Raw genomic sequence first — 22,477 nt, forward strand, 5'->3', positions numbered from 1 at the left:
GAAGGGTGTAGGGCCTTCCAGTGTGGGGATTTGCACCCACCCCTGCCTGGCGGCCGGCTCTGCCGGACGACGGGCAGGGGGTTCCCTGGGTTCGCCAGAACCAATCCAACTACTAAGAACAACCCGTTCATCGGGTCCGGCCCACTGGGTCACCGATCGTAGATCGAAGAAAAAAGAAACAACAAGCAAAACCAAACAACGTCGTGGTGGAAATGATGTTGAGCGCGAAGCAGTCAATCGCTTGAGATGGTTGGCTATTCCGTTCGCCATCCCCTACAGCATTGATATGGACACGGTGTGAAGGGGTGTCTCTAGGGATTGTCTAGGGGTGTATACAGGGGTAAGCCGCGGCGCGCGGTGGCTAAATGCGCAGCCGAGGCGTCAACAGGACGAGGAGCCGCCAGTCGTTCCTGAGGCTGCCTGACGAAGCGAGGGCAACTCTCTGAGGATCACTGGCTCGGGCTCGTTCCATGCGGGCAGCTCGTCGCAGTGCTTGATTTTTTCAATGATCTCTCGTCCGTCCGGACTGCACAGTTCCATGAGGAAGTCGTAACAGTGATCTACGACATCCATCATTAGGGCCTTCATCTCTGCGTCGCTGAGCCGGGAAAGCCTGTTCCACTGGATTTCTCCGTACGGCGTGACCACCTTCACGTCAGAATAATCGCCTGTTTGCGAACTGGGCACTTTCCCAGCGTGAAAATCTTCCAACATCGTGTTGCGAAAGCAGTCCCGCGCCATCAGTTTGGCCAGTCTCGCTCGGAGGATCGCATCGGTCTTGAGTTCAGCTAGTTGTTCGGGGGTCATACGTGCTTCGATGGCTTACTCGATTAGCTGTGCCTTCAACACAAAGTCGCTATTTGGCAGTAGCGTAAAGGAGTACGTGCCGCCCGTTTGCAGAATTTGATCCGGGTACCAGTAGGACAAATCTTGGTTGTCGTCGGTGTGTATCCCCATTCGAATGTAGAACGCACCTGGCATTGCAGCTGAATTGACATGGGCTATCTTGTGAATTTCGACCTTTGCAGATGAAGGATCAAATGCGTATGAAATTACTGATGGTATTATCTCGACCAGAACGACAAAAACGACAATCGCAATAATGAACGGAACTCCTCTGAAGATTGCTTCAGCGATTTTTCTACTCTGATCCGTCTTGAGAGTTTTTGCGATTGGCAAGTTGGCGACAATTGGGCCCCTCCTCAATCCCAAATACAAGCAGAGGACAAACACTGCTGCTATAAGAACAAGATACGCAACAACTCGAATGGCTCCTCCCGGTTGTGTGCGAACTAGAATTGGCGGGACGATCAATAGACCGATTGCCGCGACCCACCAAAGATAATTTCTAACTGTTTCATTCATACCTACTTTTTATTCGACGAGGCTGATAAAGACCGCGCAAACGACTGCAAAGCAGAGACAAGATTTGAAAGACCCGTGATTAGCGATTGTGTATTAGCAGGAACAGACATGTATGCCTGAGCGGCATTCTGCGGAGCATTTTGGACTTGATTGCCAACAAAGACTTTCCCTGCGGTAGACATACTTATGGAATTGATAGACCCATTGTCGTATCGCGTGAAAACATTCTTTCCAATTGCTTCAAAGTTATTCCGACCCGCAGTAATTCCAGGAACCCTGAGACCAGGTATTAGACCGAACGGCGCTTGAGATAGTCCGGAACCAACAACCTCACCGAACGAAAAGTTATTTCTTGACCCGTTTGTAATACTTCCAGTCTGCGATACCGCCGACTGAACACCACCGCCTACTAATCCGCCCACTGGTCCATACCAGTAACCGCCAGACGCTATTACAGCGCCATTCGCAGCGCCGCCTAACCCGGCAGCAATATATTCAGTAACGCTGCTTGAGCGTCCCGTCGATACGTCGTTATAAAGTTGCGATGCTACGCCGACGAAATCACCGATAATTGCGCCAGCAACAATGTTGATGAACTTGCCTTCAGGATCTTTATTCCTGATCGGATTGCCTCTCGCATAGCTCGTTGAGTTCGCGAGCTGCGGATCGGAAAGGAATGTTTGTTGGTCTAGGCCAGTCAGCTGCTTCAGCTTGTTCGCGTCACCGATGGCCAGAAAGACGGGGTCGTGTGAAATGAATTGCCCTATGTTCGCGTCATAGTAGCGAGCATTGAAATAATTCAAATTTGTGTTCTGATCATAAAATTGACCGATGTATTTGCGGGCGCTCGCACCGATCCCTGTGCTTACTCGCGTCGAACCGTAAGGGAAATAATCCAACGTTTCGATCACGGCTCCGTCTTCGTCTGTCACCACATTCGTGGAACCGAGGTGGTCAGGGTGGATGTAGCGGGTAGCGGGGGTTCCGGTCGCTACGCCGCCCGCAAGTTGCTGATCGGTTGTCGAGACAAGTGTATCGCCAGAGAACACGTACTCGGTCGTCGTGGCGTATGCTGCGCCGCTGCCAGTAGATGAAGCGACCGAATAAAACTTGCTCGGATAAATCCAAACTGTCGAGGTGCCTGTCTGGAGAACACGTTCACCGAAGGCCGAATACGCGTACGTTGTGGTTCCTTGGCCGGCCACACCGAGAGCCGTCAGCCGATTTGCGTAATCGTAAATATATGATGTGGTTATTCCGTCGCTCGTTTTCTGCGTCAAATTGCCGTTATTGTCGTATGCGAAAGTTGAACTGCTGACCCCGTTTGCTATCTGCGTCACAGCGTGTGGGTTGGAATCGCCAGCATAGGTGAACACATTGCTGGTCGTCGTCCCGGTGCCCGCAGCTGCCGGCGTCACGGCAACGAGTTGCATATCCAGATTCTGATTCAAAGAGCCGGTGTAGCTCTCCGTCATTCCCTGGAGCGTGTTGGTCGTGGACGAGCCGACGACATAGCTTCCATAGACTATGTACGAAGGTCCGGAGGAGTTGTTGATAAATTCCGTCTGCCCCGCTCCATGCGACGATGGCCCGCCGCCGCCAGTGCTCATGTTGGACCAGCTGAGAAGGAGGGTGTTGGAGCTTGTCGCGGTGACTGATGCGGAAATCGTGTGATTGGTGGAGAGTATACCCCGACAGGTAGCTGCGTCGATGATGGGATATGCCTGAGCTGCTGAATCTACGGTAAATACTGCGTATGCAGCAGAGCCAGCTACACTCCAGTTGATGGAGAATGTCCCCGACGTAGGAGCTGCGAGCCAGGCGAAGTACTCTCCTGCCGAGTGTGTGCCGTCGCAATTCGAACCGTTGAAATTACTTGCAATCTGGTTTGCGGGTATGGACACGCCGTTTTGTGACATCGAAGGTTTGTCTCCGCCTTTGGAGACGAAGACGAGTAGGACTTTATTGGAACCGGAGGGGACGGTGTATGAGAAGGAATCGGATGTCGCGCCCGTCACTTGATGAAGCGTGATCGGGAGGGTGTCGAGAATAGAGGGAGCACTGCCAGGAGCGGAAGACAATGCCGTACTGAGAGAGAGCATGTTGCCAAGCGCATCGTATGAGTAATATTGCGAATACGGAGACGAGGTCGCAGAGAGCATGACTGCGGAAACAAGACGATTCAGGGCGTCATATGAATAGGTGCTCGTCGCGGCAGCTATCGAACTTGTCGCTGTGTTGGCGATTTGAGTAATGTTGCCGGCGGCATCGTATATGTATGCAAACTGTTGGAGATCTGTGCCGTTACTCTTCGTTTGCAGACCAGTGAGGCGATAGATCGCGCTCGGGTCATAGGAATATGTCGTCGACGCATTATTGCCGAAGAATACATTCTGGACTTGCCCATGCGGAGCGTAGTCGTAATTACTGATGATGTCGCTAAATGATCCACCTGATGGCTTGCGTTCAATGCGATTCGTGAGACCGGCCGTGTTGTACGCGTATTGAGTCCGGCTACCATTGGGATATGTCGCCGTCGTCATATTTCCCTGCCGATCGTAGGCATATGACATCGCATAGCTGACATTCTGGATCGTCGTCGTAGCGACAGAGATGCGGCCAAGAATGTCGTATGAATTTGTCGTGCGGGCAGAGGTCGAAGAAGCGACGCACAGATAGCCGATTCCGTTGGTACAGCTATCGTATGTGAGCGTGACTTCGGTACCGGTGCCGCCAGTGTAGTCTTCCGTGAGCATGCGATTGAGTGCATCGTACGTACGGTTGACCACCTGACTCTTCGGGTCGATCTGCGATATAAGATTTCCTTGATGATCGTATGAGTACGACCAGATACCAAAAGTGCTGTCGCTCGTTGCGTGCAAATCCTGCGCGCTTACGCGCCTGCCGAGACCGTCGTAGACGAAACCACGCACGTTACCCGAAGCGTCGGTAGTCGTCGCGAGATTGTTGAGCGAGTCATACGCATACGTTGTTGAAGCGGCGCTTGAGTTGTACTCGACGACGGTTACGAGATTACCGAAGGCGTCGACGATCAGGTCTTTGAGATGACTATTGGGATCGACAGTTGATGTCTTCCACTGGTAGTACGTATTCGTCGTGTCGCCGACCGCATTTGATATTCGCGTGACACGCTGAAGCGGATCATACGTATAGTTCGTATAAAGAGCAGAGTTTGTCGACGGGCTCGTCGAGGCGCTTCCTGAGGAGAAATATGGAAGCGATGTGGATGCCAATCGTCCCATCACGTCGTACACGCGGTCAGTGACCGAATAGATGCCAGCAGTCGGGGAAGATTTACGAGTCTGGATGAGACGGCCGAGACCGTCGTAATATTCATGAGCCTCCGTGGTCGTAGCAGAATTCAAATAGTCAGTGCGATGTACCGCGAGGCCATTCGTGTAGGTAAATGCGCTGGTTGTCGCATACGAAGTCGGGCTCGACGTATCGGATTGTGCGACTTCCGTGACACGGCCAAGACCGTCGTAAAGACTCTGTGAAAGGCGGTTGTTGGGATCGATCGATCGCTTCACTTTTCCGTTGGAATAATTGAAATACGCGTGCGTTTTCTGCAGCAACGCATTGGTCGTCGTTGCGGTGAAAAGATTGTACGCGTCGTACACGTACGAAGTGGCATTGCCATTGCGGTCGGTCGAAGTGGCAACAAGGCCGTACGAATTGTACGTCTTCGTCGAGCTCGCGTACGTGGTACCACTGATCCAATCTTCTTGTTTCGTCAGATTGCCGAGACTTACCTCTCCGAACGCAAGCGAGTCGTAATAGAACCTCTGATCGGAACTCGTGGCCGAATTGTTGTTAAGGACTGTCTTCTGTATCGGCAAACTCATATTGACCGAACTGCTCGCGACGTATGAGATATTGGTCGTTCGCGTATCGCCTGTGATATCGGTAAATGCCGTATCAGTGCCGCTCGTTACCTCGCCATACTCAATCGTTTTAAGCAGATCGTTGGTGGTCGAGGAGTACTGATAGTCGGTCGCTTTATCTCTGTGAGACCCGTCACTCCCGAAATCCTGTACCACTTGCCGCCCAAGACCTACGAATGTGCTGTCCCCGTGCGCTACCGTGTCCCAGCGATACAACGTGCGCTGCTTGAGATTGCCTGAGAGATCGGATACCTCTTTGCGAAATGGGCGCCCCATTTTCGCTATAGCATCCTGTACAAAATGCGTTGTGGTGATTGAGTCAGGATTTGTAACTGTCACCGGTGAAAAACCGGCGAACCGTCGATCGCGAGTGCTTGTCGAATACCATACGCCGCCTGTATACGCGTACGAGGTCGTGGCGTAGTTGCCCCTGCCGTCATCGGTACCGATCTTGCTTGCCACGAGCACGCTTACCGCCGCGCCCGGATTGTCGGTAACTGATGCGGATGGTTTATACACCACCGATGTCACGCCGCCCCTAGGATTTCTTACCGTCGATAGTATATCCTGCTGCAACTGTCCGTTGCCGTTGAAATTCGCGTATTCATTGAACACCATTGCGCCCGCACTGCAGCTCGCAATGTATGCAGGCAGCGTATACGCGGTGCTCGTCGCCCACCCGCTTCCCGTATTGAGATAGACGGCTTTTACGTCGGCGGCTTCGCCCGAGCAGCCCGTCGTGTTTTTGTACGCGCGCACCAGATCCGGCAATCCATCGCCATTCAAATCCATGAAGCGGATACCGCGATCGTAGTAGGTCGTGGGAGACGTAGTGCCGAGATACAAAGTCGACGTTGCGAAGGTCCAGCGGGGATCAGGAGTTGTTGTCCAACCGGTTCCGTTATTGAGAAGCACGTACATGTTGGTGCTGCTCGAGTAGACCCAGTCGTCGAGCCCGTCGCCGTTGATGTCGACGAGCTGCGATGCCGTCTCGGTAGGTACTGTCGTCGGGAAACTTTTTGCCGCAGCAAATACGGTCGTCGTGGCGTCAAACGCGCTTCCATTGCCGAGGTAAGTCGTGGTCGCAAACGTACCGGGGAGAGAGGTTACGTAATCCGGCAGTCCGTCGCCGTTGACATCACCGAAGAGACCGCCCGTGAGAATGAGTCCTGCGCTCGTCCGTTTTGCGAACGTAGGAATTGAGCCGGTGTAATTCGTTGATGTGGCTGTCCAGCTATAGGAATTGGTCGACGTCGCGTACTGGTTGGTATAGATTGCGAAATCAGAATTGCCAGCCTGGTCGTCGACCCACCCGCGAATCGCGTCCGCTTTTCCGTCGCCATTGATATCGATATAGCGGACGCCGCGCTCAAGAGGAGAGTATACGGTTACTATGTCTGCCCAATATTCAGGAGGAGGTAGGCTCGCGCTCGGAACGCTTATGGCATTGATACCGCCGCCAAGAAAGAGGTTGCCGTTACCTGCTCCTCCCGAAAAGACATTTATGTCATTGATTGCATCGCCGTTCGTGTCGGCAACCGCATACGCAGAGCTTTCGATCGTTCTAACGCCCGGTGCGTAGTATTGCGTCGTCGAACTCACGTAGCCGAACGTCGTTGCCGGTAATGTCGTGAGATTATTATTTTCATCGTAGCCTTTTTGCTGAACCGCGCTCAGAAGCGAGCGATATCCGTTGTGTCCGGTGCTGTACGTCAGATCGTACTGACGGACCGTCGCACCGTTCACGGCTGCAGTAATCTGAGAAATGACTTTTGTCGTGGTCGCTGCAAATCCGGAAGCATAGCTGACGCGCATGTCCGCGCGCGTACTTGTCGCGAACGTGACTGTAGATGTACCGTCGGTCGAACCGTTGCCGGTATACGTAATTTTGAACGGATAGAGGACGTTGTTGTCTCTGTTGTATGTGTACGTAATGTAATTGCCGTTGGTGTCGCGGACTTCCTGAAGCATCCAGCGGTACGTCGGCGTGGATGTGCCGGTGCTCGTGTCGTACATGCGGCCAGAATCGCTGGAGCCGTACGTATATTTTGTTCCCTTCTTGTCGTACACCGTCCATGTATTCGTTGTGGAAGCAAACGAATAGGAATTGAAGGACCCATCATCGACCTTCGCAAGATATTGCGACGTATGTGACGTAGCTTGTGCAGATTTGACCGCGAGTAAGGCCCAATCAAACCAGCCGCTTCCACTCGCGTTACCTGTCGTCGATTCCGACCCTGACGAAGAAGCGGCCGTTTTCCATGAGCCGCCAATATAGTCGCCGAAATTCGTGACGCCATAATTGGTAATCTGTGTCTCGTTCGTCCCATACGATGTGAACGCACCACCTACGTGCGCTCCCATTGATATAAGGAGATCATTCCCCTGCGTAGTCGTTGTCGATGTGGTTTTGGTGGACACTCCGGAGGTCGTCGTGACAGCAGACGTATCGATCGGCGATGTCTGTGCCGCATCTTGTAGTGTCATAACGACAAGATCGTATACGCGCGTACCCGTGAAGGTGATCTGGAACGTGCCTGATGTTGGCGTCGCAAGATAGGAGTAAAACCATCCACCCTGGCCCGACGTGCCATTAAATTGCGTGAATGTAGCGAGACTCACGCCATTTTGCGTAGCAGTCGGGAGGTCGTAGTCGTTCTGTCGCACGATAACGAGGAGAAGCTTATTGGAGCCACCGGAAGGCACTGTGTATGTGAACGAATCGGACGATGCCGTGCCTGAATGCTGCGTGAGATTCAAGGAATCCATGACGGTTGGCGAAATAACGGGCGATGTTGTCGCAGACGCAAGCTCCCCGTCAGTTGATGACATAAAATAAGGGCTATTGCCGTAGAGATTCTGACTACCAGTTTTATTCAAACGCTGAATGTAAGGTACTGAAAGTGACCAGCCGTAGCCTACAATCCCATCCTCAGTGCGTTGACTGCTGTAATCGAGCGATACATCGGGCTGCAGACCATTGCGACCCGGTGGAATGTCGAGCGATATTCGTTGCGTAAACGCACCTGTCGATCCGTCGATTTTCGGGATCTCGGTCTGATCGGAATACACATTGGAATTCGGGACTGTTGGCGAACCACTGCCAAACGCAGCGAACGCTTGATGCGTCGGCGCGAGAAGCAGCGACGCAAAAACAAAAAGCGAAATTGCTTTCGATTGAACTGACCCGATGTTCCAGCGAAAATTCTTCACAAAGAGAGAGTTATTCAACAACTCCTGCACAATAGCATGTGTGCAACTTGCCTGGTTGCTTGCTCGGGAGCTTACTGTGGATAGTCAGCGACCGTGGCGTGGCAACCTAGACCAGATGATCTAGTTCCAACTCGGAGCCTCACCAGGCAACCACGTAATGTATGACTGCCAATCATCGGGCAAAGATCCGGCAAAGCTGCTTTGCTTTGGATATGGTCCATACACAGCCTGCAGTTCGTTACAGCTGCAGAATTTATCGACTATCGCCTCCTTCTCGTCGTGCGGCGTCTTTCTCTCGCCAACCTTATCGTGAATGAGAAGCTCAATCGTCTCGTGCACAATCGTCTGATTGAAGGTCCAGTGTGACCTGGCGATCTTCGGGTCTTTAATTGATATGAACCGTCCCGGATGTCCGGGAAGGCCGGTGGGATGATACGAGCCGCCCGGACCATACTTTGTGACGTGTACTTTGAGAAAGTACGTGGGATGGCGTTTCATGCGAGCGAAGAAAGCCTCGAACAGCTCTTGCGCCTGCGAAGCCCACTCGCTGCGTAGTTCGTCCATCGAGCTGCCCGGCTCGGCGTCGCTTACAACTGCATTTCTTAGTTCATCCTCAGTGAAGAACCTCCCTGTCTCCACCTGGTCCACCAACGAAGGCGGGATGCGACAATTGTAGATCCCGCGCAACTCGCTAAATCGACGTATCTGATAACGCAAATACGCGATCTCATCCTCGACAGTCCGGTCGATTCTGTAAGAAGTCGGCCTGGTATGCACTACTCTCTCCAATCGGTCCGCCATTGCTCGTTGCGTGGGCAGCCATGAGGCGTCGTCACACAATCTGCACAGGCTCTGCTACTTCCGCACCTTTATTCCGGACATTCCCAACCTTCTATCAACTGGCCACACTCTTCGGTGCTGGCCAGAAAGCCGAGCTTCTCAAAACATCCCGGTGGCTTATTTTGCTTTAGTCGAAAGATTCCGAGTCCTTTATGTTGGCTCGTCCTCATCTTCTGTCTTTCTGCGGCGCCGCCTGCGTTCGACCGGAATCCCCTCCCGCGTTCTTTGTGTCGCCGTCTCCGGACCCTGAATGGAGATGGGTGCATCCGATTGTGGTAATACGAGCAACCCGGTCTTTTGTAAGTCCGCAAGTTTTCGCGCTTCGTTGGCTGCCGCGACCAGAAATTTTAAGGCCGAGATCGGGTTGCCTACGACGTTTATGAGCTTCACACACGAAGCGTTATCGAAGCCAAGCATCTTGCCGACCTCAAACACGAGTTCCCTGGCGTCGTCGGAGTGATCGGCAAGCTCGTCACTCATCTCAAACTTTTTCTTAGGCCTTTGAAGCTGCTTACGCTTCTTGAAGAAGTCATCGACCTTCTTCCAAAGGTCGATTCCGGCACTCCCCGTGGCGATCCAAGATCGAGCTACGCGCGACAACAGCAGCAGGAGCATGAGCACGCCGCTTAGTTCCATCAACCCGGGGGAGGCATAGCGGAAGGATTTGAGTTTCAAGGAATCTTCTTCTGGTATGGCCTTGTAGAGACGCCGTCCGAAGTGACGGCTTTCGATGTCGCCTGACCAAAAGTGTTTACGGACGAGATCCTGCAGACGTTCGCGGGTATCCTCGTCGGCTGCCACGAGTGGGTAAAAAAGCCCGTAGGTTTCGGAGAGACTCTCGGACAGGTCGCGCAGGTCCTCAATATCCCATGCTCCGTCCACAGGGATTTTGATTACGCCAAGTGGTGAGTTCGCCATGATTCCCCTCTGCGAGCCTAGCGGCAGAGAAACTCGCACGCCACAATTGACTCCTGAATAGCATGTTCGCTATTTGTTCTCATGGCCCGTCGCTTCCCGCCGCCTTGGACCGTGGACCGGCCTCACCCCGATTGCTTCGTGGTGAAGGACGCCAATGGACTTGTGGTGGCGACCGTCCATTGCCGGGACGACCTCCAGAAATGGACGTTTGGGCACGGCAAGCTGACCTCCGACGAGGCAAGAAGGATAGCCAAAGCCATCTCGCGTATTCCCGAGTTCATGATGCAGCGGCGCGGCTTCTACGCGCGAGGACCGGGCAACTATCGTTGGAGTATGGCACGGCCGTTTCACGTCGCTTTCGAGGACAGCTACGTCCGATCCAACTGGGACGAGATCAACGCGCTCTGCCGGTTCAACGGCATCCCTTTCGACGCAACCGGCGAGAAAATCCGCAGGGATGGCCTGTGGTGCGTCTACCAGTTCGGGCAGCAGCTTGATGCCATGATGGCGTGGGATCGATTCCAAGGGCGCTGGTTGCTCGGCGAGGAGTTCTCATATCCCGAGCGACCGGCGAACATGCCGACGATGAAAAAGATCAGCCGGCCGCAAGCGTGGAACGAGAAGCCGCCAGATCTCAGACGATAGGAGCCGGGGCCCTGTCCATGGTTCGCCATGGCCAACGTCGATTGGGTAGAAGTCTGGGTAGGCGGTTGTCGACTGATTCGAAAAGGCACGTTATTTCAAGTGGTTACGAAATCTGTTATGGTCCGCCCCTGGGCACCATTACTACTCTCGAAGCGATCAATAAAAGAACCGCTCCTCGACGATCTTGCCGTCCTTGACCGTGTAGAGGCCGATTTCGTCCATCTGCGTGCGCTGGCCGGTCGCCTTCGGCGTCACGTTGATTTTGAAGTGGAGGGCGAAACAATCGCCGTTCAGATAGGGCCCCTCGGCTTCGAAGCTGTGCACGTCATGATTGGCGGTCCACCATTCGCCCTTGCTGTGCACCGCCGTGCGGCCGCGGACCTCGCGCATGGGCCCGTCCTGGGCCTCGTAGCTCACGACGTCGTCCGACCAGTAGCGCTCCGCCTCGTCGAACTTGCCAGCTTTGAGTGCGGCGGTGAACTGCTTGGCGACCTCGGCGGTGCTCATGACAACCCTCCACTCGTGCTCTCGCTACATATCTTGAGATCTTGTCAATGATGTGTACTGCACGACCCTGCGAGGCACCAGCGTGGCCTCGATGAGCCAAGCGACATTTGAGCTGTGGTTGGCGCCGATTCCCGCATATCGCTTCGCTCATGCGGGGTTACTTGCTGAATCACTGGATTAAGTGCACCGTCACCGAGGCGCGTTTTCACTTCTGCTCCTGCGCCTTCATCTCTTCCGCGAACGGCCGCAGGGCTTGGTTCATGTCGTCGAGTCGCTTTTGCCATTCTGCGCCTGGCATGAACGCGAGAACCGGGGCGTCGCCGGGCGAGCTCTTGATGTATTCGGGATCGCGCAGGCCCTCCGCAATGGCGGCTTCGAGCTTTTTGGCGATCTCGTCCGAAACGGCCTTTGGTACGGCGAAGCCGCGTTCCGCGGTCATCGTGATCGGGATGCCTGCTTCCTCTGCCGTCGGAACGTCGGGGAGTGACGGCGAGCGCTGCTTCGACAGAATTGCAATCGCGCGGAGTGGTCCCTTGTTGGTGCCGTGAAGCTCGGGGAGTTCGCTGAGGCTGACCATTCCAACCTGCAAATGGCCGCCCAGAAGATCGGTCCTTTGCGCGGCCGTTCCGCGATAGGAAATCTCGTTGGGCTCGACCTTGGCAGCATTCGCCAGCATGCGGATCGCCAGATGTCCGTTCGTGCCCGCACCATTATGGCCGATTGTTACCGAACCCGGCTTGCTGCGCAGCGCAGCCAGAACCTCCGCAAGGCTTGTAAGCTTACTCTCCGCAGGCACCACGATCACGCTGGGATCGTCGACCACGCGCGCGACCAGCCGGATTTCATCCGTGCTGTACTGGGTCTTTCGCGTCATCGGGATGAAATTATAGCCGGGCACATTGACCACGCCGATCGAGTAAGCATCCGGCGCGCCACGGGCAATCGCGGCAAACGCGATCTCTCCACCGGCGCCAGGCTTGTTCAGCACAACGAATTTGGCCTTTCCGCCCAATCTCTGCTCGACGAACGGCAGGAGCTTGCGCGCCATGACGTCGGTCCCGCCACCGGGAGCAAAACCAATGACCACTTCGATCGGCTTGTCGTCTGGCCATCCCGCCCAAGCTGGTCCGCAAGCCACGATTCCGACTGCTGCTGCAACCAGTGCGACGACCTTACCACGCATGACATTCCACCCTTTTTCTTATTGTTGGGCGGTCGCCCGCCACCTCGGCAGCGCGACCGACGATTTACGCGCATCGCTTGTATCTGTTCGGCTTGGCGAAGAACAGCGAACAGCAAGCATAGCCGCATGAGCCAAACGGAGTGCGCGTTCGCGCGACCCGTTGGCTGATGCGGCTACTTGCTGAGCTCTATCGTCGCCGACGCGGTCTATGTTTCGGAGGGTCTGTTCCGGTAATTGCCCGATACCACGCGGCGTCTGATTGCGCGAGCGCTCTGGCCGCGGCAAGGTTCGATTGCGCACGATAGAACTGACTTAGGCCGAGGTAGCAATCTGTGCGTGCCGGTCCATGAGGTATCGCCGCGCAGTTCACCTGCCCGCTCGCAACGGCAGGAAAGGTCACCAGCAAGACTGCGACGAGGCTTGCGGTCCAAGGTGTCATACCGCCTCCAAGCAAGCGTCGTCCGGACGAGCGAAGCGACGCCCGGCTTTTGGCGTGCCGATCCCGAATATAGTCTTATTCATGCAGGCTACTTGCTGAGCTATCGATTACAAGTTACCCGCGCCTGCGCGATTTGGATCGCACGCTTCGCTTTTGAAAGCGACATTGTGATTGCGGGACAAAGATGCAGGCTTGGAACTGATGGTTCCAAGGATATGCGCGCTTGCGGTGTTGCACCGAATTTTGGAACCAAACACAGCGTCGGCAACCGAACATTGCAATCACAATGTGTCGATCGGAATAAACTATCACAATAGCGCCCGGTCGATGGCCTACAGCGGCGAACCTTAGTTGGCGCGATCCAGCGATCCCTTGTTCTCGGCCGAAATACCGCGAGAAGGACAACGCGCCGATTCCGCGATAGCGGAGCGACGCGGCGCCTAGTCCATGCCGGCGCGAGCCGGGTGTAACATCTGTCACATGTGCAGGCCGGCGTCGCTGGCCGCCGACCTGCTGCGCAATGAGCACAGGAGGCTCTCATGTCCACAGCGTTCCGCGTGGTTCTCGAAGGCACTCAGGAAGTCCCTCCGAACGACTCGACTGCAAGCGGTCTCGGCACTGTCGTCTTTGACAGCACGGAAATTGCCGCGAGCTATACGTTTCGGATCGAAGGCGTCGATTACGGCCCGATTACGGGCGGTTCGGCCCAGACGCCGTCGACCCTGGACGACGTCATCTCCACGCATTTTCACAACCAAGTGCGAGGAATGAACGGGCCCGTTGTCTTCGGGCAGATCAATCCGGCACAGGACGAGGATGATCTCAACATCGCGCTGAATGCGGATGGCTCCTGGATGGTAAGCGGTCGATGGGAGACGACGGACCCCGCCAGCGTTCCAATCACCGACTTCGCCGACGAACTCGGCTCAGCTCCGGTGGGATCGGAGATCCCGATCTATTTCAACGTCCATACAGAGCAATTTCAAGGGGGTGAGATACGGGGTCAGTTGATCGCAATCGCCGATGACAACGACAACGTTGTCGTCGGAACGCCGGGCGACGATTTTCTTCCCGGGCTCGGCGGCAATGACATCATCCGTGGCCTGGCCGGGAACGACAGACTTGAAGGCGGCGACGGCGACGACATTATCGACGGCGGCGAGGGCGACGACGACATCAACACAGGTGCCGGCAATGACCTGGTTTTCGGCGGTCAAGGCAACGATACCGTCGGCGGCATGGCCGGAAGCGATACAGTCTTCGGCGGCGCCGGCGATGACTTCATTGCCTGGAATGATCCTACGGGCGATGTCGTATTTGGGGATGCCGGGAATGACACGCTGCGAGGCGGCGACGTTGCCGCCGACACGATCTTTGGCGGTGAGGGTGACGACCTGATCCGGGCGGTCGCCAACCAGCAGTTGGCGGATCACGCGCCCGACCGGCTGTTCGGAGATGACGGCAATGACACCATCATCGGCGGCAATGCGGATGATACGATCGAAGGCGGCGCCGGCGACGACAACCTCGCCGGATTCGGCGGGGCCGATCAGTTCGTCTTTCGCGAGTCTGAACCGGGCAATGATCTCATCGTCGACTTCGATGTAACGCAGGACGTTGTGGTGTTGGAGGGCTTTGGAGCCGACTTCGATCCGCTGGACAATCTGAGCGCTGCACCTTCGGGCGCCACCCTTGACCTTGGCGAGGGCAGTCAGGTGGTGTTCCTGGGTCTACTTGCGACCGAATTTGGAGCCTCGAATTTCCTCGTGACCGCCTGAGGTCGCTCTGGCGGGCCCGGATCTATGGCCCGCTTCGATACGCCTGTTGGCACCGTCTGTCGTCGCGCTCGATCACCGCGGATGGTCTCTCGCCGCGAGAATGTTGCGCACCCGAATTGGCGGGGACACCGAGAAATCCGCAGAACCCGCATGTCGCGTCGCTCATGCGGGCTGCTGCTCCTTGCTGAAAAGCAAAAGGCCCCCGGTGCGAAACACCGTGGGCCTTCACCTCAATGAGGGATACATCCTCCCTCATCGATACCACTGGGAAGCGCAGCGATGCGCTATGAATTCGTTGCTTCGCGAGCGAGGCGTTCGGCTTTCAGGCGCTCGAAGTTGGCGCGGAAAGCGTCGTCAGCCGCTTTGCGTTCGCGGATCGCCTGCTCGGCATCCAAGCGGCGCTGCTCCGCCTTCGCTGCACGCTCCTCGGCTGAGGTAGGAGGCTTCTCTCGATGTTCGAACGGATACATGCACATCAACGCACCAGGTGAACCGAAGTTCCCTGATGCGCTGCCGCTGATTTGCCTGAAAGCGCAAGCACGGATTGCCGCGAGAACGTGGACGCACACCCTCACGCTGTTTGACAGTTGAATCCGAAACCAAGAGCAGCGGGTCTAAATCTCGAACACGCTGAAGATCGCGCCGAAAATCGCCGCGATGACGGCCAGCACGCCGAAGATAACGGCGGCCACCGCATCGAGCAACATTTCGACCAGATCCGACGCGGAGCTTGCTGCAACGATCACGACGCAGCAACCGGCTCCGATCAGCATCGATGTGACCATGCTGAACACCATGATCCACAGCACGGTAAAGACCAGCCCGCCGAGAATCACCGCGGCAACGATGCGGCGGAAAGGGCTGCCGTTCGATGCAGGCCGTGCGGCTGGCTCTGGCGAATTCATGACCCGACAATCCTCTATGATCCGGATTGTCGTCGCTGGGCCGGAGAAGGTTCAACCGAACCTGAATTTCGCGTGCTCAGCGAAGGCTGTCAGCGGCGTCACATCCACGGACGCTGCTCCTCGCGCCGGCGCGTCGTGCGCCAGCAGCGCCTTGGTCACGCCGCCAGAGCATCCGGGTTGACCTCACCCTTGGCGATGTCGGTAAGCAGCGCATCGATCTCTTTCTCTTCCATCAGGCTCTCGTGCAGCGTCGCCTGGTCGTTGCGCAATTCCAACTGCCCGGCCAGCGCGGCGGCCGAGCCGTAGGCGGCGATTTCATAGTGCTCGAGCTTCTGGGCGGATGCGATCAGGCCGGCATCGCGCAGATCGTCGCCCTCCAGCATGCCGAGCATCTTCCGGGTCTCACGGATGAGCGCCTCCATGGCCTGGTCGACATGCGCTGACGGGTCGGCGCCATGCTGGCGAAGGATGGCCACGAGGCGCTCCTTCTGCGTGACCGTCTCGGCGTGATGGTCCACCAGCGCGTCCTTGAGCGCCGGGTGGGATGCGGCCGCCGCCATACGCAGCAAGGCTTCCGCAAGTTGCTCCTCGACGCTCACCAGTTCCTGCAGTTCGGCAAGGTACATGTCCTTGAAATTCCTGATCTCCATGGCGAAATCCCTCTCTCAGGATGCGTATGAGGCTTCCGGCAGCAGCGCCGCATCGTCGGCGGAAGTAGCCGGCACGGACCAAGCGGCCTGTTTCGCGTTCGAGGCCTGCGATATCGTTCCAACGAGGCCACGACGCATCTGGTTCCGGTCCGAGACCTGATCTCCAAGACCTGATCGAAGACCCAGGGGGTATTGCGATGACGGAATGGTACTTTGTCTGGGTGGAAGGCCTGCGCGGACCTGCACCGCAGAAATGGTCGTCGGATGGGCTTTGGGGGCAGGTCGGCCGTCAGGATGTCATCGTCCGTTTCGCGCTGAGCGACGAAGAAGCGCATCTGCCGCTCGACGAACTGGCAAGGCGGCATCCGATTCCCGACGGGAAATAGCTGATTGTGGCCTCGCCATGTCGCCGATCAGCGGAACAATGCGTTTAAAGATGCCCTTCTGCGGAACATTGCGAATTTAATTTTGTTGCCGGCTTGAAGCGGCGCCAAGAGGCACCACTGTCCCGACTTCAATTCGGCTTGTTTTGCGGAATTGAAGCGAAGCTGCGAGCCGGCGCGCGGCGCTGGTGGGGATGAGCGATCAGGATCCGACACGCTTGACGTCATTTCCTCCGCAGAAGAGCCGCGCGCGGTCAAGGCCGTCACGCGGTGCTCACCAACCAGAAGCCAAGTAAGGAGATCGTGCATGAAATTGAACTCGGCACAGGTGGAACGCGCTCTGACGCAATTCGAAGCCCAGGCGCTTCCCGAAGATCATCCGGTGGTTCCGCAGCTAGCCAGCATGTTTGGGGATCATACGTTCTTCCTCGACAGCGGCGGGCTCAACGTCCTGGAGCCGACAGAGGCTTCCGAGCGGGAAACCACAATCGGCATGATCGTGAACCTTGCTTATTGGAGCGATGAGACGCTGACCAAATTGTCGCCACACGAGCCCGAGCCGACAGGCGTGATCGTCAGTCTCGAATCCAGGCACTGACTCTTCGAGTCCGGGAACTCGGCGTGTGTTTCAGGCGGTTTGTCGTGCGCGGTCGCGTGCCGCGCGCGATGGCGGTTGCGCCGGTCAGGTTTCGAAATGAACCCCGATCCGCGTCCCCTTTCGCCAGACGACGCGGCACGGCACTTGGATGTGGTCGGCTTCGATCACCAGCGTGAAGCGTTCGGGAATGCCGACCGGGGAGATCACCTCGAGCGCGGCGCCGGTTTCGGAAAGATTGCGCACCGTGCAATCGATGGCAGCGCCGCCACCGAACGAAATCTTGCCTGCCTTCAACAGCCGGCGCCGTGGTGCTATTCTGTTCTCGTCCACCACTTGGATCTCCGCATGAACGGGGAGTTTTCGACGATTTGGGTTACTATACTGTTACCGTATACGTCGCCGTTCGTGCAACGCAAGGTAGTGGGCCTCAAGGGCGGTTCCAGCCGCTTATTGGGCAGTGCCGTCCGTCCTCGCCCGCCGCCCCTCGATCGGATAGGCCGGGTCGTTGAACCCCGGCGTCGAGGGATGGCCGCTCGTCACCAGCCGGTCGATCAGCGCCTCGTCCTCTGCCGTGAAGCGATAGTCGAGCGCCTTGATGTAATCGTCCCACTGCTCTTCGGTGCGGGGGCCCGCGATCACCCCGCTTACGAATGACGAATTCAGCACCCAGGAAACCGCGAATTGCCCGGCGGTGATGCCGCGCGCTTCGGCATGCTGCTTGATCTCCTGGGCGAGCTGTAGCGATTCCGGACGCCATTCGGTCTGCATCATGCGCTTGTCGGCGCGCCCCGCACGCGTGTCCTGGTCGGGCGCCGCATCCGGCTTGTACTTGCCGGTCAGCACCCCGCGCGCCAAGGGGCTATAGGGCACGATGCCGAGGCCGTAATAGCCGCACGCCGGGAAGTGCTCGACTTCGGGCATCCGGTTCATGGCGTTGTAATAGGGCTGGCTGACGATCGGGCGGTCGATGCCGTTGTTGTCGCAGATGTTGCAGATCTTGGCGACGCGCCAGGCACGGTAGTTGGAGACGCCGAAATAGCGGATCTTGCCCTGGCGCATCAAATCGCCGATCGCGCGCACCGTCTCCTCCAGCGGCGTCGCATGATCCTCCTTGTGCAGGTAGTAGATGTCGATGAAATCGGTGCCGAGCCGCTGCAGGCTTTCGTCCGCCGCCTGCATCACCCAGCGCCGCGACAGCCCGCCGCGGTTGGGATCGTCGCCGATCTGGTTGGCGAGTTTTGTCGCCAGAATCCAGTTCGCGCGATTGTTCGAAATGGCGCGGCCGACCACCTGCTCGGACTGGCCGCCATTATAGGCATCTGCGGTGTCGATGAAGTTGATGCCCGCCTCGCGCGCTTTCGCAATGATGCGCGACGACGTCGCCTCGTCGGTAGGGCCGCCGAACATCATGGTGCCGAGACAAATCGGTGAAATCTTCAGGCCGCTGCGGCCGAGTTGGCGGTACTGCATGGGGTAGGTCCTTGAGTAGGTCCAGGCAGGATAGCGGTTGTCAACCGTCATTGCGAGCGTCAGCGAAGCAATCCATAGCGCCGCAAGCTAAGGTATGGATTGCTTCGTCGCTTCGCTCCTCGCAATGACGCGGAGAGGGCAGTACCTCAACCCTCGCTCTTCAATATCTTGAACACACCGCTCGCCATCGCGATACAGCGTTTGTCGACCGTCACTTCCGTCGTGATGAAAATGAGACTGCGGGTCGAGCGCACCACGTGCGGCTTTGACACCAGGATCTCTCCGATCTTGCCGGCTTCGACAAAGTGCGTATCGAGCTGCACGGTCGCCAGCGTCGGCTTGCCGGAGACGAAGCGGGCGGTCATGCCGCAGGTACGGTCGGCGAAGGTCATGATCACGCCGCCCTGCACCAGGCCGCGGCGGTTATGGTGCTTGTCTTCGGTGGCAAGCGCGTATTCGTGCACGCCGTCGACGACGCGTTGCCACAGCGGGCCGATCAGGTGCAGGAAGCCGGAGGTTTCGACGATCTTCCAGCCGTCGGATTTGAGCTTGTCCGCGGCCTTGGCCGTCATGTCGTGCTTTCCGCTTCCTGCATACTGTCATGCTGTCATGCTGTCATGCTGTCCGGGTCATTTCATCTGATGCGCCGGTGTTGTAGTCAAGCGGGATGGTCAGGCCATTTGACGATACCACACGGCGGAATATTGCAGAGCTTTGCGGGGCATTCACGCGGGCGCCCTCGGAGGGCATGGGGCCTGAGCTGAAGCGCGCCGCGGTCGCCATCGCGCTGACGGAAGCCGAGGGCGGCGCGGGCACCACATTTCTGTTGACCCGCCGCGCCGCAAGCCTGCGCGCCCACGCCGCGCAATGGGCGCTGCCGGGCGGACGCTGCGATCACGGCGAGACGCCGGCGCAGTCCGCGCTGCGCGAGCTTCACGAAGAACTCGGTGTCGGTCTCGGCGAGGGCGATGTGCTGGGCCTGCTCGACGATTACCCGACGCGCTCAGGCTATCTGATCACGCCGGTCGTGGTCTGGGTCGGCACCAGCGCCAATATCGTACCCAATCCGGCGGAGGTCGCCTCGGTGCATCGCGTCGCGCTCGGCGATATCGAGCGCGAAGACGTCTTCAGCTTCACCACCATTCCCGAAAGCACGCGGCGCGTGATCCGCTTCCGCCATGCCGGCCAGCACATCCACGCACCGACGGCGGCGCTGATCTATCAGTTTGCCGAAGTGCTGGCGGGACGGGACACGCGGGTAGCGGATCTGGAGCAACCGGTGTTCGCCTGGCGGTAAGGGCGGCAACGCGCCGAACTCGCTGGTGGTGCATCCGTCGTTTTCGCCCAGGAGTGTTGCCAGCCACTTGTACCCGATCCGCCGGCTCATCGGTTTGAACCTATGTCGCCGGTTGCTCAGAAAGAGCGCCACTTAATGTCGCTCCCTTTCGGGGCTGACATCGTGGGCGCGCTTGCTACAACGATACGATGCGCCTGCCATTGATTCGCATGGGTTCCGGATTAGCTGCGCTCGCGCTGCTCGCGAGTGCGCCGCCTGCCGTGGCGACGGAGCCGCTCCCTCCCTCGACCGCCGATGCCATGGCGCAAGCCGCCTCGCCGCAGGCGATGGCCGAATACCGTCGCAAGCTGAGAGAATATCAGGAAGCGCGGGCCGCGTTCGAAGAGGAGGCGGGCGCCTATTGGGCCTCGATCTCCGAGAAGCGCAAGGGCCGTAACGCCAAGCGCCGGGAGCGCCAGGCCATCACGCTCAATGACTACATGCTGACGCAGCCGCCGGTCTACACCGGCCCGAAGCGCCCGATCAGCCCGGAGCCGGAAGAAGAAAGGCCGCCGCGCGAGCGGAAGCGGCTGCCGGTGGTCGCCGACTTTCTAAAGGCCGCCGCGGAGCATTTCCAGTTCACGCCACAACGGCCGACAGCCGAGGTAGAGTTCAAGCGCGCCTATGCCCGCTACGCTCTGGCGGCGGGACTGACGCGCGAGCAGACGGTGCGGGTGTACTCGTTCGAGACCGGTGGCAACGGCAATTACGACATGCAGTCGGGGCTGAATCCCTCCAAGCCGGGCTCGCGCGCGATCTCGACCGCGATCGGCTACAATCAGTTGCTCACTACCAACAGTGTCGAGCTGTTGGCCGAACAGGGCCACGAAATCATCAAGGAACTGACGGCGAGGGCCGCGACGCTGTCGGGCGCACCGCGCAAGGCGATGGACCACAAGCTTGCCGTCCTGAAAAGGATGGTGGCGTTTGCGCGCACCGTGCCGGATACCTGGTCCGAGCATGAGAAGCTCGCCAATACCCCGCAGGGCTGGGCCGTGCACGCCATGGTGCTCGATGTCGACGTCGGACCGATGCTGCAGACCCACAAGCTCCTCACCTCGGTGCACTTCGCGCGGGCCAAGGGCTACAATCGCCCGCTGACGGCCGCAGAACTCGAAATGATGAACCTGACCGGCGACGGCACCGGCCTCGACATGGTCACGATGCCGCAGGCGATGCGCGAGCAGGTGCCGACCTCGAATTTCTTCCAGCGCGGCGGCTACGAGCGCAACCCGGTCGCGATCCGCCACAACACGGTGGCGAAACTGTTGGCGGTCACCGACGAGCGGATGGATTTCAACTCTGGCAAGCCCGGCGCGAAGGAGCTGGCGACGGCGTTTTAGGTTAAGCGCGGCTCAATCCGATCCGAACATGAACTTGCCGTCGCCTTCCAGATAGGGGCCTGAACGCATATAGAGCTGCCCGTTCTGGCCGATAAAGAACAATGTGCCCTTCGGCACCTTCTTGGCCCCCTTGAGCAGCAGGCCCGCATTGTTCGTGCCCATCTTGTATGCGAGCGTCTTGCCGTCCCTGCCATAGGCATAGCCCATGTCCTGCCTCAGCTCCCAAGGCGTCGGCGCGGCGCCTTGCGCCAATGCGCACGTCGAAAACCCCACCAGGACCGCCACCGTCAAAACCGTCTTCGTTGAAATGCACGTCATCATCCATCCTCCCCGGCCATTCGGCTTCCTTGTCCCATGCTTGAACAAATCACGAACGGTGTTGCGCCGTCAATTGCCACCTTCGACGCATCACACCGCCCTTGAGACTTTGTGATTTCCCGCGTTCGACTTCGCGACTATGTTCGCGTTTCCGGCTACAGCATGCATTGCGAAAAACGTCATAGGGATGGTCAGGATGAACCACGTCATGAAGATCGGTCTTGGTTTTGCGCTATCGTTCATGACGCCCGCTCAGGCGGCAGAGGCTGACAATTTCAAGCTGTCCAACAACCAGCGGATCGCCTGCAGTCGGGGATTGAGCGCGGGCAAGCTCAACACCTCGACCTGCAAATCCTATACCTACGTGTTCAACACCAAGACGTCAGAGTATTTCCGTTGTCAGGTCTCGATGGCGCTGACGCGGGACAACAAGGAGGTCATCAACGTGCAGGCCGATGGCGGCTGCACCAAGAAGCCCCGCATCTTCGATGCCGATTCAAACTATTCGTTCGACGCCACCGAAACCGAAGGGCCGAATACCAATTCGTTCTTCGGTCCCGGCGGCTATGCGGTGTGGGCCAGCGACAGCAATAATCTGAAGGTGCGCGGCTGCATCATCATCTCGTCCGGTCTCGGCTCCGACATCTCGAAATGCATCGACATGAAGTTCGAGTGAGGCTC

At 57.6% G+C, this 22,477-nt stretch carries 22 protein-coding genes; 7 read left to right on the forward strand and 15 right to left on the reverse strand.

The annotated features are described in order from the left end of the window. Positions 1 to 381: 381 nt before the first annotated feature. The 5 genes from LMTR13_RS03340 to LMTR13_RS03360 form a co-directional block, all read right to left on the reverse strand. Positions 382 to 807: a hypothetical protein gene (locus LMTR13_RS03340; RefSeq protein WP_065726665.1), complete on the reverse strand. Its 426-nt coding sequence runs from the start codon at positions 805 to 807 to the stop codon at positions 382 to 384. Between the two features lie 15 nt (positions 808 to 822). After that, complete coding sequence (locus LMTR13_RS03345) at positions 823 to 1,365, reverse strand: hypothetical protein (RefSeq protein ID WP_156795415.1); 543 nt, start codon at positions 1,363 to 1,365, stop codon at positions 823 to 825. A 2-nt stretch (positions 1,366 to 1,367) separates the two neighbouring features. Next, positions 1,368 to 8,501, reverse strand: coding sequence for a SpvB/TcaC N-terminal domain-containing protein (locus LMTR13_RS03350; RefSeq protein WP_156795416.1), 7,134 nt, complete (start codon positions 8,499 to 8,501; stop codon positions 1,368 to 1,370). A 102-nt stretch (positions 8,502 to 8,603) separates the two neighbouring features. Next, entirely contained in the window at positions 8,604 to 9,260 is a 657-nt protein-coding gene (locus LMTR13_RS03355; protein WP_156795417.1) for a hypothetical protein, read from the reverse strand. Positions 9,261 to 9,473: 213 nt separating this feature from the next. Then, positions 9,474 to 10,241, reverse strand: coding sequence for a hypothetical protein (locus LMTR13_RS03360; protein ID WP_065726669.1), 768 nt, complete (start codon positions 10,239 to 10,241; stop codon positions 9,474 to 9,476). Between the two features lie 81 nt (positions 10,242 to 10,322). On the opposite strand from LMTR13_RS03360, the gene LMTR13_RS03365 reads away from it, so the two are divergent. Then, positions 10,323 to 10,886: a hypothetical protein gene (locus LMTR13_RS03365; RefSeq protein WP_065726670.1), complete on the forward strand. Its 564-nt coding sequence runs from the start codon at positions 10,323 to 10,325 to the stop codon at positions 10,884 to 10,886. A 156-nt stretch (positions 10,887 to 11,042) separates the two neighbouring features. On the opposite strand, the gene LMTR13_RS03370 is transcribed toward LMTR13_RS03365, so the two are convergent. Together LMTR13_RS03370 and LMTR13_RS03375 are read right to left on the reverse strand one after the other, a co-directional pair. Next, positions 11,043 to 11,393: a nuclear transport factor 2 family protein gene (locus tag LMTR13_RS03370; protein WP_065726671.1), complete on the reverse strand. Its 351-nt coding sequence runs from the start codon at positions 11,391 to 11,393 to the stop codon at positions 11,043 to 11,045. 205 nt (positions 11,394 to 11,598) lie between these two features. Then, positions 11,599 to 12,576 (reverse strand): tripartite tricarboxylate transporter substrate binding protein, encoded by a 978-nt coding sequence (locus tag LMTR13_RS03375; RefSeq protein WP_065726672.1) that lies wholly within the window; start codon positions 12,574 to 12,576, stop codon positions 11,599 to 11,601. A 978-nt stretch (positions 12,577 to 13,554) separates the two neighbouring features. Here LMTR13_RS03375 and LMTR13_RS03380 point away from each other — a divergent pair. After that, positions 13,555 to 14,793, forward strand: a complete 1,239-nt coding sequence (locus tag LMTR13_RS03380; RefSeq protein ID WP_065726673.1) for a CHRD domain-containing protein — start codon at positions 13,555 to 13,557, stop codon at positions 14,791 to 14,793. 284 nt (positions 14,794 to 15,077) lie between these two features. On the opposite strand, the gene LMTR13_RS03385 is transcribed toward LMTR13_RS03380, so the two are convergent. From LMTR13_RS03385 to LMTR13_RS03395, 3 genes are all read right to left on the reverse strand, one after another. Continuing rightward, complete coding sequence (locus LMTR13_RS03385) at positions 15,078 to 15,263, reverse strand: hypothetical protein (protein WP_065726674.1); 186 nt, start codon at positions 15,261 to 15,263, stop codon at positions 15,078 to 15,080. A gap of 144 nt (positions 15,264 to 15,407) precedes the next feature. Continuing rightward, positions 15,408 to 15,698, reverse strand: coding sequence for a hypothetical protein (locus LMTR13_RS03390; RefSeq protein WP_065726675.1), 291 nt, complete (start codon positions 15,696 to 15,698; stop codon positions 15,408 to 15,410). A gap of 155 nt (positions 15,699 to 15,853) precedes the next feature. Further along, positions 15,854 to 16,348, reverse strand: a complete 495-nt coding sequence (locus LMTR13_RS03395; protein WP_065726676.1) for a YciE/YciF ferroxidase family protein — start codon at positions 16,346 to 16,348, stop codon at positions 15,854 to 15,856. 197 nt (positions 16,349 to 16,545) lie between these two features. Here LMTR13_RS03395 and LMTR13_RS03400 point away from each other — a divergent pair, with 197 nt between their 5' ends. Further along, a complete protein-coding gene (locus LMTR13_RS03400; protein WP_028348083.1) occupies positions 16,546 to 16,734 on the forward strand; it encodes a hypothetical protein in 189 nt (62 codons plus the stop codon). 27 nt (positions 16,735 to 16,761) lie between these two features. Here the strand turns inward: LMTR13_RS03400 and LMTR13_RS40255 are convergent, their stop codons facing one another. Beyond that, positions 16,762 to 17,040, reverse strand: coding sequence for a hypothetical protein (locus LMTR13_RS40255; protein ID WP_156795418.1), 279 nt, complete (start codon positions 17,038 to 17,040; stop codon positions 16,762 to 16,764). Between LMTR13_RS40255 and LMTR13_RS03405 the strand changes: the two genes are divergently transcribed. Then, positions 17,039 to 17,329, forward strand: coding sequence for a hypothetical protein (locus LMTR13_RS03405; protein ID WP_065726677.1), 291 nt, complete (start codon positions 17,039 to 17,041; stop codon positions 17,327 to 17,329). The two genes, LMTR13_RS40255 and LMTR13_RS03405, sit on opposite strands and share 2 nt — an antisense overlap. A gap of 84 nt (positions 17,330 to 17,413) precedes the next feature. Here LMTR13_RS03405 and LMTR13_RS03410 read toward each other — a convergent pair whose 3' ends face one another. The 3 genes from LMTR13_RS03410 to LMTR13_RS03420 all read right to left on the reverse strand — a co-directional run bounded on the left by LMTR13_RS03410 (position 17,414) and on the right by LMTR13_RS03420 (position 19,371). Beyond that, on the reverse strand, positions 17,414 to 17,659 hold the full coding sequence (locus LMTR13_RS03410; RefSeq protein ID WP_065732387.1) for a PilZ domain-containing protein: 246 nt from the start codon (positions 17,657 to 17,659) through the stop codon (positions 17,414 to 17,416). 117 nt (positions 17,660 to 17,776) lie between these two features. After that, positions 17,777 to 18,799 carry an aldo/keto reductase gene (locus LMTR13_RS03415; RefSeq protein ID WP_065732388.1) on the reverse strand — a complete coding sequence of 341 codons (1,023 nt, stop codon included), beginning with the start codon at positions 18,797 to 18,799 and terminating at the stop codon, positions 17,777 to 17,779. A 146-nt stretch (positions 18,800 to 18,945) separates the two neighbouring features. After that, positions 18,946 to 19,371 (reverse strand): PaaI family thioesterase, encoded by a 426-nt coding sequence (locus LMTR13_RS03420; protein WP_065726678.1) that lies wholly within the window; start codon positions 19,369 to 19,371, stop codon positions 18,946 to 18,948. Positions 19,372 to 19,466: 95 nt separating this feature from the next. On the opposite strand from LMTR13_RS03420, the gene LMTR13_RS03425 reads away from it, so the two are divergent. After that, positions 19,467 to 20,096, forward strand: coding sequence for an NUDIX hydrolase (locus LMTR13_RS03425; protein WP_065726679.1), 630 nt, complete (start codon positions 19,467 to 19,469; stop codon positions 20,094 to 20,096). Positions 20,097 to 20,284: 188 nt separating this feature from the next. Beyond that, positions 20,285 to 21,478: a hypothetical protein gene (locus LMTR13_RS03430; RefSeq protein ID WP_065726680.1), complete on the forward strand. Its 1,194-nt coding sequence runs from the start codon at positions 20,285 to 20,287 to the stop codon at positions 21,476 to 21,478. A 12-nt stretch (positions 21,479 to 21,490) separates the two neighbouring features. Here LMTR13_RS03430 and LMTR13_RS03435 read toward each other — a convergent pair whose 3' ends face one another. Then, positions 21,491 to 21,796 (reverse strand): hypothetical protein, encoded by a 306-nt coding sequence (locus LMTR13_RS03435; protein WP_065732389.1) that lies wholly within the window; start codon positions 21,794 to 21,796, stop codon positions 21,491 to 21,493. A 196-nt stretch (positions 21,797 to 21,992) separates the two neighbouring features. Here LMTR13_RS03435 and LMTR13_RS03440 point away from each other — a divergent pair, with 196 nt between their 5' ends. Then, positions 21,993 to 22,472, forward strand: a complete 480-nt coding sequence (locus LMTR13_RS03440; RefSeq protein WP_065732390.1) for a hypothetical protein — start codon at positions 21,993 to 21,995, stop codon at positions 22,470 to 22,472. Positions 22,473 to 22,477 lie beyond the last annotated feature (5 nt).

The sequence above is a fragment of the Bradyrhizobium icense genome, from assembly GCF_001693385.1.
GTDB classification, from domain to species: Bacteria; Pseudomonadota; Alphaproteobacteria; order Rhizobiales; family Xanthobacteraceae; genus Bradyrhizobium; species Bradyrhizobium icense.

What these genes read in the sequence shown, in the direction of transcription:
- LMTR13_RS03340 (WP_065726665.1), bottom strand. Translation starts at nt 807, where the DNA reads ATGACCCCCGAACAACTAGCTGAACTCAAGACCGATGCGATCCTCCGA.
- LMTR13_RS03345 (WP_156795415.1), bottom strand. Translation starts at nt 1,365, where the DNA reads ATGAATGAAACAGTTAGAAATTATCTTTGGTGGGTCGCGGCAATCGGT.
- LMTR13_RS03360 (WP_065726669.1), bottom strand. Translation starts at nt 10,241, where the DNA reads ATGGCGAACTCACCACTTGGCGTAATCAAAATCCCTGTGGACGGAGCA.
- LMTR13_RS03365 (WP_065726670.1), top strand. Translation starts at nt 10,323, where the DNA reads ATGGCCCGTCGCTTCCCGCCGCCTTGGACCGTGGACCGGCCTCACCCC.
- LMTR13_RS03370 (WP_065726671.1), bottom strand. Translation starts at nt 11,393, where the DNA reads ATGAGCACCGCCGAGGTCGCCAAGCAGTTCACCGCCGCACTCAAAGCT.
- LMTR13_RS03375 (WP_065726672.1), bottom strand. Translation starts at nt 12,576, where the DNA reads ATGCGTGGTAAGGTCGTCGCACTGGTTGCAGCAGCAGTCGGAATCGTG.
- LMTR13_RS03380 (WP_065726673.1), top strand. Translation starts at nt 13,555, where the DNA reads ATGTCCACAGCGTTCCGCGTGGTTCTCGAAGGCACTCAGGAAGTCCCT.
- LMTR13_RS03385 (WP_065726674.1), bottom strand. Translation starts at nt 15,263, where the DNA reads ATGTATCCGTTCGAACATCGAGAGAAGCCTCCTACCTCAGCCGAGGAG.
- LMTR13_RS03390 (WP_065726675.1), bottom strand. Translation starts at nt 15,698, where the DNA reads ATGAATTCGCCAGAGCCAGCCGCACGGCCTGCATCGAACGGCAGCCCT.
- LMTR13_RS03395 (WP_065726676.1), bottom strand. Translation starts at nt 16,348, where the DNA reads ATGGAGATCAGGAATTTCAAGGACATGTACCTTGCCGAACTGCAGGAA.
- LMTR13_RS03400 (WP_028348083.1), top strand. Translation starts at nt 16,546, where the DNA reads ATGACGGAATGGTACTTTGTCTGGGTGGAAGGCCTGCGCGGACCTGCA.
- LMTR13_RS03405 (WP_065726677.1), top strand. Translation starts at nt 17,039, where the DNA reads ATGAAATTGAACTCGGCACAGGTGGAACGCGCTCTGACGCAATTCGAA.
- LMTR13_RS40255 (WP_156795418.1), bottom strand. Translation starts at nt 17,040, where the DNA reads ATGCACGATCTCCTTACTTGGCTTCTGGTTGGTGAGCACCGCGTGACG.
- LMTR13_RS03415 (WP_065732388.1), bottom strand. Translation starts at nt 18,799, where the DNA reads ATGCAGTACCGCCAACTCGGCCGCAGCGGCCTGAAGATTTCACCGATT.
- LMTR13_RS03420 (WP_065726678.1), bottom strand. Translation starts at nt 19,371, where the DNA reads ATGACGGCCAAGGCCGCGGACAAGCTCAAATCCGACGGCTGGAAGATC.
- LMTR13_RS03425 (WP_065726679.1), top strand. Translation starts at nt 19,467, where the DNA reads ATGGTCAGGCCATTTGACGATACCACACGGCGGAATATTGCAGAGCTT.
- LMTR13_RS03430 (WP_065726680.1), top strand. Translation starts at nt 20,285, where the DNA reads ATGCGCCTGCCATTGATTCGCATGGGTTCCGGATTAGCTGCGCTCGCG.
- LMTR13_RS03435 (WP_065732389.1), bottom strand. Translation starts at nt 21,796, where the DNA reads ATGACGTGCATTTCAACGAAGACGGTTTTGACGGTGGCGGTCCTGGTG.
- LMTR13_RS03440 (WP_065732390.1), top strand. Translation starts at nt 21,993, where the DNA reads ATGAACCACGTCATGAAGATCGGTCTTGGTTTTGCGCTATCGTTCATG.